Origin of the sequence: Micromonospora sp. ATA51 (assembly GCF_016802855.1) — a bacterium.
Lineage (GTDB): Bacteria > Actinomycetota > Actinomycetes > Mycobacteriales > Micromonosporaceae > Micromonospora > Micromonospora sicca.
Map to the genome: position 1 here is coordinate 1 of NZ_JAEVHJ010000021.1, position 13,633 is coordinate 13,633.

A 13,633-nucleotide genomic window follows, 5' to 3' on the forward strand; every position below is an offset into this window, starting at 1 on the left:
CAGGCCGGCAACGGCATGGCCGGTGGACGCGCGCAGAACGGCGGCCTGGACGCCGGTGCCGGCATGGACGCCGACGGCGCCCTGGTCGGCGGCGGCGCGAACTAGGGGTTACCCGGCCAGGAGGCCGACCCACCCGTCGAGCGTTGACGTAGGGGAACCGCCGGGCGGCGTGCGCCTGTCGACGGCGCACGCGCCCCGAGGTTCCCCGGACCGACGCTCACGCTCGTCCGACTGGTCACGGCCGTCGCCCGCCGGGCGACCGGGCTGCCGTCAGGGAGTGATCGTGGCAAGGACCGCTGGCGTCCGGAAGGGGCCGACCATCGCCGCGCCTTGTTGTCGGTGGGTAGGTCTAGCGTCGGTGGTTGCAGGAGACCAGCGCGCTAAGGAGACACCGTGACCACACTCGAGAACCGGCCGAACACCGCACTCCTCGTCGTCGACGTGCAGAACGGCGTCGTCGAGGGGGCGCACGAGCGCGACGCGGTCGTGGCGAACGTCGGCAGCCTGGTCGAGAAGGCGCGGCGGGAACAGGTACCGGTTGTCTGGGTCCAGCACTCCGACCACCATCTCGTGAGAGGAAGCGACGCCTGGCGGATCGTCCCCGAGCTGAAGCCGGGCGACGCCGAGCCGCTGGTCGAGAAGAGCTACGGCGACTCCTTCGAGGACACCACCCTCGAGACCGTGCTGTCGGGCCTCGGGGTCGGTCGACTCGTCGTCGTCGGCGCGGAGACCGACGCGTGCGTCCGCTCGACGCTCCACGGCGCCTTCACCCGGGGGTACGACGCGACCCTGGTCGGCGACGCGCACACGGCCGGGGACAAGACGGCATGGGGGGCGCCGGCGCCGGACCAGGTCATCGCGCACACCAACCTGTACTGGGCCTATCAGACTGCGCCGGGGCGGACGGCCGGGACGGTCGACACCCGGGATGTCGACTTCGGCGGCGCCTCCTGACGCCGGGCACCGCGGAGGCGGGTCGGGCCGTACGTCAGACCAGGCCCGCGTCCCGCAGCAGCTTCCACAGGCCGGCGCCGTCCGGCGCGGAGAGCCACTTCTGCCCGACCGGTCCGGCGGACGGGCGGCCCGCGGGCGCGGGCAGGCTGCCGGCGAGCACCGACTGGGTCGGTGACAGCCGGCGGATCGCCACCCCTGCCACGTTGTCCGGGTGGGCGGCGGCGAACTCGCGGTAGATCTCCTGGTCGTGCTGGCCGTCGTCGCCGATCAGCAACCACCGCACGTCGGGGAACTCGCGGGCCAGCCGGGCCAGGGTGGCCCGCTTGTGCTCCCGGCCGCTGCGGAACCAGCGGTCGGCCGTGGGACCCCAGTCGGTGAGCAGCAGCGGCCCGGCCGGGTACAGGTGCCGGGAGAGGAACCGGGTCAGCGTCGGGGCGACGTTCCACGCCCCGGTGGAGAGGTAGAAGACCGGCGCGCCGGGGTGCGCGGTGACCAGCCGCTCGTAGAGCACCGCCATCCCGGGCACCGCGGCCCGGGCGTGCTCGTCGAGGACGAAGGTGTTCCACGCGGCGAGCAGCGGGCGGGGCAGCGCGGTGACCATGACCGTGTCGTCGATGTCGGAGAGGATGCCGAACCGGACCTCGGGGTCGAGGATGCGGACCAGCGCCTCCACCGGCTCGGCGTCGGGCACGCTGAGGCGTACGGAGGCCCAGCCGGGGGCGAAGTCGGCCTCGATGACGGTGTCGACGAAGCCGCTGCGGTCGGCGGTGGCCTCGTGTCGTACGCCGCCGGCCTCGATGGTGACGGTGGCGTGCTTGGCGGGCAGGGTGGCGAAGCTGCGCCAGCCACGTACCTTCTCCAACCGGCCGCGCTGACGGATGTCCGGGCGGCCGAGCAGCACCCGGCAGAGCACCCGCGCCCAGCCCGGGCCGCCGTAGCCGGCGTACGCGATGATGTTGACCCGCCACCCGGTGCGCCGCAGCCGACGTGCCACCAGGTTGTGCACGGCGTCCTCGATCCGCGCTGCCCGGTGCAGGTTCGGTACGGCCAGTTGGCCAGCGGCTGTGGGTGGCACGCTGCCACCCTGCCACACCCGGGCGAGGGCGGCCACGCGAGTGGGCCCGGGAACCGGCTCCGCCGATCCACCCCGCCGCCGGCGGTCACCGTGACAAACTGCGGTCGGGACGACGACGGGGGCGTTGGTCGTGTCGACACCAGTGCAGGACGGGCGGTGGCGCCCGACGCTCGACCGGCCGGCGCTCGTCGCGCTGCTGCTGGGGCTCGCGGGGGTCGGCTACCGGCTGGTCCTGACCCTGCTCACGCTGCCCGCCTCGAACAGCGACGAGGCGACGTTCGGCCTGGCCGCGCTGCACATCGCCGCCGCTCGGGACCGGCCGGTCTTCCTGTACGGCCAGCGCTACATGGGGATGCTGGAGTCCTATCTGGCGGCGCCCCTGATCGGGCTGGCCGGGCCGAGCTGGCCGGTACTGCGGCTGCCGCTGCTGGCGCTCTACGCGCTCTTCCTCTGGCTGATGTACCGCCTGACCCGCCGGCTGTTCTCCCCGTGGTTCGCCGTCCTGGTCGTCGGCCTGCTGGCGCTCGGCTCGGAGCGGGTGGTCCGGGACCAGCTCACCGTGGTCGGCGGCCGGCCCGAGGTGAAGCCGGCGGTGGTGGCGATGCTGCTGATCGCGGTGGCCCTCGCCGAGCGCCGGGTCCGGCACCGCTGGCTGGCCACTGGCCTGTTCGGGCTGCTCGCCGGGGTGTCGCTCTGGTCGGACTGGCTGATCGTGCCGTACCTGCTGGTGGCCGGGCTGTTGCTGGTCTGGGCCGCGCCCCGCGATCTGGTGGGCTGGCCGGGGGTGCTGCTGGTGGCCGGGTTCCTGCTCGGGGTGTCGCCGATGATCAAGGACAACCTGGTGGCCCCGGACGGGCAGGACTCGCTGTCGGTGTTCCGGGAGATCAGCACCAAGGCCGGGACGCCGCCGCCGTGGTCGGACCGGCTGCGCGGCGGGCTGCTGGAGGGGGTGCCGCTGGCCTCCGGGCTCTGCCCGATGGACGGCTGCGCCCGCTGGCAGCAGTGGTTCGGCCTGCTCTACCCGGTGCTGCTGGTGGCCGCCGCGGTGGCCGCCGCGGTCGCGTACCGGCGGGCCGCCCACCGGGCCGACCGGGTCCGGGCGGTCGCGCAACTCGCCCTGGTCGCCGGCGCCACGCTGACCCTGCTCGCGTACGTCCGCAGCCCGCTCGCCGCGACCGACCCGTTGGGCAACTCGCGCTACCTGTCGGTGCTGCAGATCTCCCCTGCCGGCGGTGCTCTGGCCGCTGTGGCTGGCCGCGGTCCGCACCGGCGGGGCGCGGCCGGGACGCGGACCGGCCCCGGCGGGGCGGGGGCGCGGCCGACGGAGACGAGCTGCTGCTTGTACCGGGCGGCCAGGTCGGTGTGGTAGCCGCGGAAGCCGCCGTACCGGCCCCGGGCGAGCCGGTTGAGCCGGCGCCGGGTGCCCCGGACGTACGTACCGGAGCCGGGTTTGGTGATCAGGATGCCCTCGACCCGCAGCTGGTCGACGGCGCGCTGCACGGTCTGCTTGGCCACGCTGAACATCTCGGCGATGGCCGGGATGGACGGCAGCCGCTCGCCCGGCGCCCAGTCGCCGCGGCGGACCTGGGCCTTGAGCTGCGCGGCGATCTGCCGGTGCGGGAACTCGGCCGCGCCCGGGTTGATCTGCATGCCCGCCTCCTCATGACAGCTAGGTTCCTAGGATGCCCTAGCGGGTGTGACGGCGCCAGCCCGGACACGCCGAAGAAGCGGGCCCCGGACGAGTCGTCCGGGGCCCGCTGAGCGACAGGGGGGAGGGGCCGGCTACCAGGAGCCGGCGGTCGGGCCGGCGGAGCCGCCGCGGCGGCGCAGGTACTTCTCGAACTCCTGGGCGATCTCGTCCCCGGTCAACGGGGTGATGCCGGCGTCGCCGACCCGCTCCTCCAGCTCGCGGACGTACTCGCCCAGCTCGGCGTCCTGCTCGGCGGCGCTGCGCACCCGCTGCTCCCACTCGGCCGCCTCCTCGGCCAGGTCGGCCATCGGCACCGGCAGGTCGAGCACCTCCTCGACCCGATGCAGCAGCGCGAGGGTGGCCTTCGGGCAGGGCGGGTTGTTCGCGTAGTGCGGCACGTGCACCCAGAACGAGACCGCGTCCACCTCGGCGCGGGTGCAGGCGTCGTGCAGCACCCCGACGATGCCGGTCGGCCCGTCGTAGCGGGTGGGGGTGAGCTGGTAGCGCTGGGCGGCCTCGGCGTCGGACGCGCTGCCGCTGATCGGCAGCGGCCGGGTGTACGGCACGTCGGCCAGCAGGGCGCCGAGCAGCACCACCCGCTCGACCTCCAGGCTGTGGCAGATCTCCAGCACCTGCTCGCAGAAGGTGCGCCAGCGCATGCTCGGCTCGATGCCGCGGATCAGCACCACGTCCCGCTCGGTGCCCTGCGGGCTGGCCACCATGAAGCGCGTGGTGGGCCACTCCACCCGGCGGGTCTCGCCCTCGGCCATGGTGATGGTCGGCCGGCTCACCTGGAAGTCGTAGAAGTCCTCCGGGTCCAGCTCGGTCACCTGCCGGGCCTGCCAGACCTGCTCCAGGTGCTCCACGGCGGCGGTGGAGGCGTCCGCGGCGTCGTTCCAGCCCTCGAAGGCCGCGATGGCGACCGGGGACCGCAGCACCGGCAGCCCGTCGAACTCGGTCACGCCGTCACCTCGCACTGCTCGTCGGGAGCGGCGCCGGGACGCTGCCCCGACATCCGCCCGCCGGGCACGCTGGCGTCCCTGATGTCCTTCACGTCCGCCAGCCTACGTGCCGGCTGGGGATGCGGCCCGCCGGCCGCGCCGGTCGCGGGTCGGACCAGCCGCGCCAAACAGTCAAACCGGACTCGGTGATCCCGCTGACAGTATGTGGGAAGGCCAGCATGGCTCGACCAGGGCGCGAGACGTCGCACTAACCTGGCCGTGTGCGGACTTCGTTGCTGGATGTGCTCGCGGACCGGATCCTCATCGCCGACGGGGCGATGGGGACGATGCTGCAGGCGGCCGACCTGACCCTCGACGACTTCGAGGGGCTGGAGGGCTGCAACGAGATCCTCAACGTCACCCGGCCGGACGTCGTCCGCGGGGTGCACGACGCCTACCTGGCGGCCGGCGCGGACTGCGTCGAGACCAACACCTTCGGCGCGAACCTCGCCAACCTCGGCGAGTACGACATCCAGCACCGGATCCGGGAGCTCTCCGCGGCCGGCGCGCGGATCGCCCGGGAGGCCGCCGACGCGTACGCCACCCCGGAGCGGCCCCGCTTCGTGCTCGGCTCGATCGGCCCGGGCACCAAGCTGCCCACCCTCGGGCACGCCGCGTACGTCACCCTGCGGGACGCGTACCAGGAGAACGCCGCCGGTCTAATCTCCGGCGGCGCGGACGCGCTGATCGTGGAGACCTGCCAGGACCTGCTCCAGGTGAAGGCCGCGGTGGTCGGCTCGCATCGGGCGATGGCCGAGACCGGGCGGAAGGTCCCGCTGATCTGCCACGTCACCGTGGAGACCACCGGCACCATGCTGTTGGGCAGCGAGATCGGCGCGGCGCTCACCGCGATCGAGCCGCTCGGCGTGGACCTGATCGGCCTGAACTGCGCGACCGGCCCGGCGGAGATGAGCGAGCACCTGCGCTACCTCTCCCAGCACGCCCGGGTGCCGCTGTCGGTGATGCCCAACGCCGGCCTTCCGCAGCTGACCTCCGACGGCGCGGTCTACCCGCTGACCCCGGTGGAGCTGGCCGACGCCCTCGAGCGCTTCGTCTCCGAGTACGGCGTCTCGCTGATCGGCGGCTGCTGCGGCAGCACGCCGGAGCACATCCGGGTAGTAGCGGAGCGGCTGCACGGCGTCCGCCCCGGCCCCCGGGAGCCGCGGCAGGACGCCGGCGTCTCCTCGATCTACCACCACGTGCCGTTCGCCCAGGACGCCAGCGTGCTGATGGTGGGGGAGCGGACCAACGCCAACGGCTCGAAGGCGTTCCGCGAGGCGATGCTCGCCGCCGACTGGCAGGCCTGCGTGGAGATCGCCCGTAGCCAGGCCCGGGACGGCTCGCACCTGCTGGACCTGTGCGTCGACTACGTGGGCCGGGACGGCACGCAGGACATGCGTGAGCTGGCCGGCCGGTTCGCCACCGCCTCCACACTGCCGATCGTGCTGGACTCGACGGAGCCGCCGGTGATCGAGGCCGGGCTGGAGATGCTCGGCGGACGCTGCGTGGTCAACTCGGTGAACTTCGAGGACGGGGACGGCCCGGAGTCCCGCTACGCCCGGGTGATGCCGGTGGTCGCCGAGCACGGCGCCGCCGTGGTCGCCCTCCTGATCGACGAGGAGGGTCAGGCCCGTACGAAGGACTGGAAGGTCCGGGTCGCGAGCCGGCTGATCGAGGACCTGACGACCCGGTGGGGGCTGCGCCGCTCGGACATCCTGATCGACGCGCTGACCTTCCCGATCGCCACCGGCCAGGAGGAGACCCGCCGGGACGGCATCGAGACCATCGAGGCGATCCGGGAGATCGCCGCCCGCTACCCGGGGGTGAACTTCACCCTGGGCATCTCCAACGTCTCCTTCGGGCTCAATCCGGCGGCCCGGCAGGTGCTCAACTCGGTCTTCCTGCACGAGTGCGTGCAGGCCGGGCTGACTTCGGCGATCGTGCACGCCAGCAAGATCCTGCCGATGTCGAAGATCCCCGAGGAGCAGCGGGAGGCGGCCCTCGACCTGGTCTACGACCGGCGTCGCGAGGGGCACGACCCGGTGCAGCGGTTCATCGAGATCTTCGAGGGGGTGGACGCCGCGTCGGCGCGGGCCACCCGGGCCGAGGAGCTGGCCGCGCTGCCGCTGGACGAGCGGCTGAAGCGGCGGATCATCGACGGCGAGCGCAACGGCCTGGAGGCCGACCTGGACGCGGCGATGGCCGGCGGCCGGTCGCCGCTGTCCATCATCAACGACCTGCTGCTCGACGGCATGAAGGTGGTCGGCGAGCTGTTCGGCTCCGGCCAGATGCAGCTGCCGTTCGTGCTCCAGTCCGCCGAGGTGATGAAGACGGCGGTGGCCTACCTGGAGCCGCACATGGAAAAGGCCGACGACGGCGGCAAGGGCCGGATCGTGCTCGCCACCGTCAAGGGCGACGTGCACGACATCGGCAAGAACCTGGTCGACATCATCCTGTCCAACAACGGCTACGAGGTCGTCAACATCGGCATCAAGCAGCCGATCAACGCCATCCTCGACGCGGCCGAGCAGCACCGGGCCGACGCGATCGGCATGTCCGGGCTGCTGGTCAAGAGCACCGTCATCATGAAGGAGAACCTGGCCGAGATGGCCACGCGCGGGGTCGCCGAGCGCTGGCCGGTCCTGCTCGGCGGGGCGGCGCTCACCCGGGCGTACGTCGAGGACGACCTCCGGTCGGTCTTCCCCGGCCAGGTGCACTACGCCCGCGACGCGTTCGAGGGGCTGTCCCTGATGGACCGGGTGATGACGGCCAAGCGCGGCGGCGCGCCCGTCGTCGACCCGGAGCGGGAGGCGGCCCTGGCCGCCCGGCGGGCGCGGCGGGAGCGGCAGCGGGCGATGGTCAGCGAGGCGCTGCCGGAGCTGGACGATGCCTCGGTCCGCTCCGATGTGGCCACCGACGTAGCGGTGCCCACCCCGCCGTTCTTCGGCACCCGGGTGGTCAAGGGGGTGCCGCTGGCCGACTACGCGGCGCTGCTCGACGAGCGGGCCACCTTCCTCGGCCAGTGGGGGCTACGCGGCGCCCGGGGCGGCACGGGACCGTCGTACGAGGAGCTGGTGGAGACCGAGGGGCGGCCGCGGCTGCGGTACTGGCTGGACCGGCTGATCGCCGACCAGGTCCTCGAGGCCGCGGTGGTGTACGGCTACTTCCCGGCGTACTCAGAGGGCAACGACCTGGTGGTGCTGGACGAGAACGGCAACGCGGAGCGGGCCCGGTTCTCCTTCCCGCGGCAGCGGCAGGAGCGGCGGCTCTGCCTGGCCGACTTCTTCCGTCCCAAGGGCGACGAGCTGGACGTGGTGGCGTTGCAGCTGGTCACCGTCGGGCAGCCGATCAGCGAGTACACGGCGAAGATGTTCGCCGCCAACTCCTACCGCGACTATCTGGAGGTGCACGGGCTCTCGGTGCAGCTCACCGAGGCCCTGGCGGAGTACTGGCACCGGCGGATCCGCACCGAGCTGACCCTGCCGGGTGGGCGGACGGTGGCCGAGGACGATCCGGCGGACCTGGCCGGCCTGCTGCGCACCGACTACCGCGGCTGCCGGTACGCGTTCGGCTATCCGGCGTGCCCGGATCTGGAGGACCGGGCGAAGATCGTGAAGCTGCTGGGCGCCGAGCGGATCGGCGTGCAGCTGTCCGAGGAGTTCCAGCTGGTGCCGGAGCAGGCCACCGACGCCATCGTGGTGCACCACCCGGAGGCGAACTACTTCAACGCCAAGTGACGGCGGTGGCGGGCGGCCCGCCCGAGCCGACCGGCCCGGCCGCGTAGGCCATCCGGGACGGCGCCGGCACGGCCACCTACGGATCCGGCGGATCGACGGCCGAGAGGTGACCTCGGCTCGTAGGCTCCCCAGCCATGGGGTCACTTAAGCCGTCGGTCGTCGCCGTCCTCTGCTTCCTGGTGCCGTTCGCCATCGCGGCCGCGGCGATCTGGTGGGCCACCCGCCGACGCCGAAAGTGAAGGGGCGACCGATGGTCAGCATCGGTCGCCCCTTCAGATTCGGCACCTGCGTTCCGAATCAGCCCTGCTCGCGTAGCCACGCCTTCAGCTCGTCGACCGGCCGCTCGCCGTCGATCTCCGGCATCTCGCCACGCCGGCCGCTTCGGCAGGTCGTGGCCGCCCTGCTCGCGGCTCAGCTCGGCGAGCAGGCTCGGGTCGCCGTTGGCCGCCGCGTCGGCGCCCGGGCCAGCCGGGTGATCTGCTCGTCTCGCACCTGGTGCCGCTTCGCCTCGTCGGCCCGGCCGCACTCGTAGCCGGTATCGAAAGCCACGTCGAACTCGTGGTCGGAACCGTAGGTCCGGCGCTGCCGGCGGACCCTCTTTCGCCGGTACCGGCGGACGTCGGGCGTGGAGGCGTGACCGTGGCCTACTCCCCCTTCACCCCGGTCCGCTCGGGTTCGGCCGTCTCCGGCCGTCTCAGCCGGCCCCTTCCGTTGATCGCTGCCGGCCGCCTGCCGGCGTGCGTCGCGGCGGGTCAGCTCGTCGAGGCAGGCACCGCGGCGGGCAGCGGGGCCACCCCACCGCGGCGAGGGCGTCACCGCGACGGTGCCGCCCTCGGTCAGCGGATGCGTGGCCGGGCTTGCTTCGCTACGCCGACTTGCAGGTCTGGTACGCCTTCCGGAAGCCGGGGTCGCTGGCCGCGTCCGGCGCGGCGGTGAACTCGCCGTCGCCGAACCCCCACCCCGCCGGCGCGCCCGTCGAGGCGTCCGCCAGCCACAGGTTGCGGCCGTTGTTGCAGCGGAACGCGCCGAGGACCCGGACATCGCCGGCAGGGTCGAGACATCCACCCTCAGCCTTCGCCTGGTCGATCTTCTGGCCCGGCTTCAGCAGGTCGCTGCATGCAGGCAGCGTGGCCGGGGCCGGCGCGGGCGCGGTGCTGCTGCTGCTGTCTCCACCATCCCCGCATCCGATCAGGGCGAGCAGCAGGGCAGTGGTGGCGGTGTGTGTGAGCATGCGGACCATGGCGGGCACCATACAGAAATCGGCCGAGCTCTCGCTGCCCCTATCGGCGCGCCTCGCGAGCCGAACGGTGGACTCTGTCCAGGCCAAGGATGCGGACGACCTCGCCCACCCCCATCTGACCTGGACAGAGGAGCCCCGGTCGCGTCCTCGGTGACCGGGGCCCCTTCGCGTCAGGCGAGGTCGTACCGGTCCAGGTTCATGACCTTGACCCACGCCGCGACGAAGTCCCGGACGAACTTCTCCTGCGCGTCGTCACTGGCGTAGACCTCCGCGATGGTGCGGAGCTGGGAGTTCGAACCGAAGACGAGGTCGACGGCGGTGGCGGTCCACTTGACCTCACCGGTGGCGCGGTCCCGAATTTCGAACACGTTCTCGGCCGAGGTGGACGCCTTCCACTCGGCGCCGTTGTCGAGCAGGTTCACGAAGAAGTCGTTCGTCAACGTCTCGGGCCGGTCGGTGAAGACGCCGTGTCGCGCCTGCCCCACGTTGGCGTTCAGGGCCCGCATGCCGCCGATCAGGACCGTCATCTCCGGAGCGGTCAGCGTCAACAGGTTGGCCCGGTCCAGCAGCAGGGTCTCCGGCGACAACTTCTCTCCGGCTCGCAGGTAGTTGCGGAACCCGTCCGCCTTCGGCTCGAGCACGGCGAACGACTCCACGTCGGTCTGCTCCTGGGAGGCGTCCGTGCGCCCCGGCGCGAACGGGACCGTGACGTGGTGCCCGGCGTTCCTGGCCGCCTGCTCGACGGCCGCGCAGCCGCCCAGGACGGTCAGGTCGGCGAGCGAGACCTTCTTCCCACCGGACTGTGAGTTGTTGAAATCCTGCTGGATCCGCTCCAGGGTCTGCAGCACCGTGGCGAGTTCGGCCGGGTCGTTGACCGCCCAATTCTTCTGCGGTTCGAGGCGGATCCGCGCCCCGTTCGCCCCGCCGCGCTTGTCCGTGCCGCGGAAGCTCGCCGCCGACGCCCAAGCGGTCAGGGCCAGCTGCGAGATGGACAGTCCCGATGCGAGCAGCTTGGCCTTGAGGTCGGCGATGTCCTCGTCCGCGATCAGCTCGTGGTCGACCGCTGGGACGGGGTCCTGCCACAGCTGCGGCTCCGGAACCCACGGGCCGAGGTAGCGCGTGGCGGGTCCCATGTCCCGGTGCAACAGCTTGTACCACGCCTTGGCGAACCCCTCCGCGAACTGGTCCGGATTCTCCAGGAAGCGCCGCGAGATCTGCTCGTAGATCGGGTCGACCCGCAGCGCGAGGTCGGTCGTCGCCATCATCGGGGCGTGCCTGACCGAGGGGTCGTGCGCGTCGGGCACGGCGTTCGCCCCCGCACCGTCCTTCGGCTTCCACTGCTTCGCGCCGGCCGGGCTCTGGGTCAGCTCCCACTCGTACCCGAACAGCGTCTCGAAGAAGCTGTTGTCCCAGGTGATCGGGGTGGGCGTCCACGCGCCCTCGAGCCCGCTGGTGATCGTGTCCTTGCCCTTGCCGCTGCCGAAGGAGTTCTTCCAGCCGAGGCCCTGATGGTCGATGGGGCAGCCCTCGGGCTCGGGGCCGACCAGGCTCGGGTCGCCCGCACCGTGGGTCTTGCCGAATGTGTGGCCGCCGGCGATGAGTGCGACGGTCTCCTCGTCGTTCATCGCCATGCGGCGGAAGGTCTCCCGGATGTCCCGGGCGGACGCCAGCGGATCCGGGGTGCCGTTGGGACCCTCCGGATTCACGTAGATGAGGCCCATCTGCACCGCGCCGAGAGGACCGGCGAGTTCCCTGTCACCGGCGTAGCGCTCGTCTCCGAGCCACGTGTCCTCGGGCCCCCAGAAGATCTCCTCGGGCTCCCAGATGTCCTCTCGCCCGAAGCCGAAGCCGAAGGTCTTGAAGCCCATCGACTCCAGGGCGACGTTGCCGGCGAAGACCAGGAGGTCGGCCCAGGAGACCTTCCGGCCGTACTTCTGCTTGACCGGCCAGAGCAGGCGGCGGGCCTTGTCGAGGTTCGCGTTGTCGGGCCAACTGTTCAGGGGGGCGAAGCGCTGGGCGCCGTCGCCGGCGCCGCCACGGCCGTCTTCGATGCGGTACGTGCCGGCGGCGTGCCAGCTCATCCGGATGAAGAGCGGCCCGTAGTGGCCGTAGTCGGCCGGCCACCAGTCCTGCGACGTCGTCATCACGTCGAGGACGTCCTGCTTGAGTTCCTCCACCTTGAGGGTCTTGAACTCCTCGGCGTAGTCGAAGTCGTCGCCCATCGGAGTGGCTCGCGGCGCATGCTGCTGGAGAACCTGCAGGTTCAGCTGATTCGGCCACCAGTCCTGGTTCGTCCTCGGCCGCCAAGTCGGCTTGGGAGCCGGGGAGGGGATTGCGGGGTTCTCGCTTTCGCTGATGCTCTCAGTCGCGGCCTTCTTGTCAGACACGTCGGTCCTTCTCCTGTCTTGATGTCTCGTCCTGTCAACTGTTTGCTGGTGCCGCGAGACACTCGGGGCACACGCCCCAGTAGGTGACCTCGGCCTCGTCGATCGAGAAGCCCTGGTCTTCGGACGCGGTCAGGCAGGGAGCCCGGCGCCCGGTCGGCGCCGTCGCTGAGACGTCGGGGCCGAGGAGCCGTCCCGGACATCCGCCGCCACGGATCCGAGGGTAGGTGGGGATCAGTCCACCCGGCCGCAGGCGAGCAGCGCGGCGGTCGGCAGGGCGAGCTGCGCGTCGGTGTCGCGGTAGCGGGCGCTGAGCAGGTCGTACTGCTGGCGGATCCGCTCGCGCACCGCCGTGGGCTGCCGTTCCAGCGCCAGGCCGATGGTCCCGATGCCGTTTGCGGGGCCGGCCCACCAGGCCTCCGGGTCGGCGCGGTGCTCCCAGGCCAGGGTCACGCACCGCACGTCGGTCAGGCCGGCCGCCGCCAACAGGCCGGTCAGGCCCTCCTCGGTACGGGGGAAGTCGTGCTCCGGCGCCAGGCGGGGCAGGTCCGTCGGTGTCTCGACGCCGGCGGCGGCGACCGCCTCGCCCCAGAGCCGTTGCAGCGGTGGCCGCGGACTCGGCCAGATGGTGACCGCCACCGCTCCGCCGGGTCGCACCACCCGGCGCAGTTCGGCTGCTGCGGCGGCCGGGTCCGCGACGTGGTTGAGCACGAAGTTGGCCACGGCCGCGTCGAAACCGCCGGCCGAAACTGCGCTCGTACGCTGCGGCCCGCCCGACCCAGCGGGATCGTTCGTCGGCGTCGAAGTCCGTGGCGATCATGGACGGCAGGGTAGTCGTGTCTCGCCTGACCAGCCGCCCCACGACATGCGCGCGGGTCCTACCGTGCAGGGCATGATGACGACTCTGGTGGTGCTCGCGGTGGTGGCCGCGGTCTTCGCGGCCGGGTACGGCTTCGTGGCCTGGCGTGATCGGGCCCGCCAGGCCTCCGGCGAGGAGTCCGCCGCCGCCCGGGACGCCCGCGCCCGGCAGCAGCGGTACGAGGCGGAGCGGCACGGGGCGCAGGGCGAGGCGCGGCACCGCGACCGCGGTCAGTCCCCCTTCTGACCCGAGCGCCGGAGCGGCCCGGCCGGCCCCCCATCGGGTGCGCGACCGTCCTACCGTTCGGGCATGAGGAGTCTCGTGGTGGTACTCGCGGTCCTGACCGTGCTCGTGGCGGCGGCCGTCGCGTACGTCAGCTGGCGTGACCGTCGGAGGCTGAGCTCCGACGATGACCCGGAGGTCGTCCGGGCCGCCCGGGGCGAGCGGCACCGTCGCGAGGCCGAGCGGCAGCACGCGCAGAGCGACGGCTGGAACCGCGGTGGCCACGGCTTCACGGGCTGAACGGGCGAGCGGCAGTACCCGTTGGCTCCGGCGGACGTTCTGGGCCCGGACCGGGCACTGCTACGGGGTTCGCCGCTGCGACCCGTGAACGATCGCCCGCGGTGGTGCGTGATCACCGGTGGGCATCATCCGCGCGCGGTCGGGGTACTGGGCAGGGACAGTTACGAGGCC

At 72.4% G+C, this 13,633-nt stretch carries 9 protein-coding genes and 3 pseudogenes; 5 read left to right on the forward strand and 7 right to left on the reverse strand.

Annotation, left to right across the window (positions count from 1 at the left end; all coding sequences use genetic code 11):
- Positions 1-393: 393 nt before the first annotated feature.
- The gene (locus tag JNW87_RS06045) at positions 394-954 is read left to right on the forward strand and encodes a cysteine hydrolase family protein (RefSeq protein ID WP_109803206.1); all 561 of its coding nucleotides are present in this window, start codon (positions 394-396) and stop codon (positions 952-954) included.
- Between the two features lie 34 nt (positions 955-988).
- Here JNW87_RS06045 and JNW87_RS06050 read toward each other — a convergent pair whose 3' ends face one another.
- The gene (locus JNW87_RS06050) at positions 989-2,029 is read right to left on the reverse strand and encodes an App1 family protein (protein ID WP_109803216.1); all 1,041 of its coding nucleotides are present in this window, start codon (positions 2,027-2,029) and stop codon (positions 989-991) included.
- 90 nt (positions 2,030-2,119) lie between these two features.
- Here JNW87_RS06050 and JNW87_RS06055 point away from each other — a divergent pair.
- Positions 2,120-3,294 (forward strand): annotated as a pseudogene (locus tag JNW87_RS06055) (hypothetical protein); the annotation flags it as partial.
- A 34-nt stretch (positions 3,295-3,328) separates the two neighbouring features.
- Here the strand turns inward: JNW87_RS06055 and JNW87_RS06060 are convergent.
- Both JNW87_RS06060 and JNW87_RS06065 read right to left on the reverse strand, forming a co-directional pair.
- A pseudogene (locus JNW87_RS06060) lies at positions 3,329-3,679 on the reverse strand (GntR family transcriptional regulator); the annotation flags it as partial.
- A gap of 132 nt (positions 3,680-3,811) precedes the next feature.
- A complete protein-coding gene (locus tag JNW87_RS06065; protein ID WP_109802332.1) occupies positions 3,812-4,681 on the reverse strand; it encodes a PAC2 family protein in 870 nt (289 codons plus the stop codon).
- Positions 4,682-4,941: 260 nt separating this feature from the next.
- Between JNW87_RS06065 and metH the strand changes: the two genes are divergently transcribed.
- Entirely contained in the window at positions 4,942-8,457 is a 3,516-nt protein-coding gene (gene metH, locus JNW87_RS06070) for a methionine synthase (protein ID WP_201749686.1), read from the forward strand.
- 411 nt (positions 8,458-8,868) lie between these two features.
- Here the strand turns inward: metH and JNW87_RS06075 are convergent, their stop codons facing one another.
- The 4 genes and pseudogenes from JNW87_RS06075 to JNW87_RS06095 all read right to left on the reverse strand — a co-directional run.
- Positions 8,869-9,006 (reverse strand): hypothetical protein, encoded by a 138-nt coding sequence (locus tag JNW87_RS06075; RefSeq protein ID WP_238453259.1) that lies wholly within the window; start codon positions 9,004-9,006, stop codon positions 8,869-8,871.
- Between the two features lie 316 nt (positions 9,007-9,322).
- Entirely contained in the window at positions 9,323-9,697 is a 375-nt protein-coding gene (locus tag JNW87_RS06080; protein WP_146231102.1) for a hypothetical protein, read from the reverse strand.
- A 170-nt stretch (positions 9,698-9,867) separates the two neighbouring features.
- Positions 9,868-12,084, reverse strand: coding sequence for a catalase/peroxidase HPI (gene katG / locus JNW87_RS06085; RefSeq protein ID WP_109802335.1), 2,217 nt, complete (start codon positions 12,082-12,084; stop codon positions 9,868-9,870).
- A gap of 231 nt (positions 12,085-12,315) precedes the next feature.
- Positions 12,316-12,822 (reverse strand): annotated as a pseudogene (locus JNW87_RS06095) (class I SAM-dependent methyltransferase); the annotation flags it as partial.
- A gap of 151 nt (positions 12,823-12,973) precedes the next feature.
- Here JNW87_RS06095 and JNW87_RS06100 point away from each other — a divergent pair.
- Positions 12,974-13,186, forward strand: a complete 213-nt coding sequence (locus tag JNW87_RS06100) for a hypothetical protein (RefSeq protein WP_109802337.1) — start codon at positions 12,974-12,976, stop codon at positions 13,184-13,186.
- A gap of 63 nt (positions 13,187-13,249) precedes the next feature.
- Positions 13,250-13,462 carry a hypothetical protein gene (locus tag JNW87_RS06105; protein ID WP_146231103.1) on the forward strand — a complete coding sequence of 71 codons (213 nt, stop codon included), beginning with the start codon at positions 13,250-13,252 and terminating at the stop codon, positions 13,460-13,462.
- Positions 13,463-13,633: the final 171 nt, after the last annotated feature.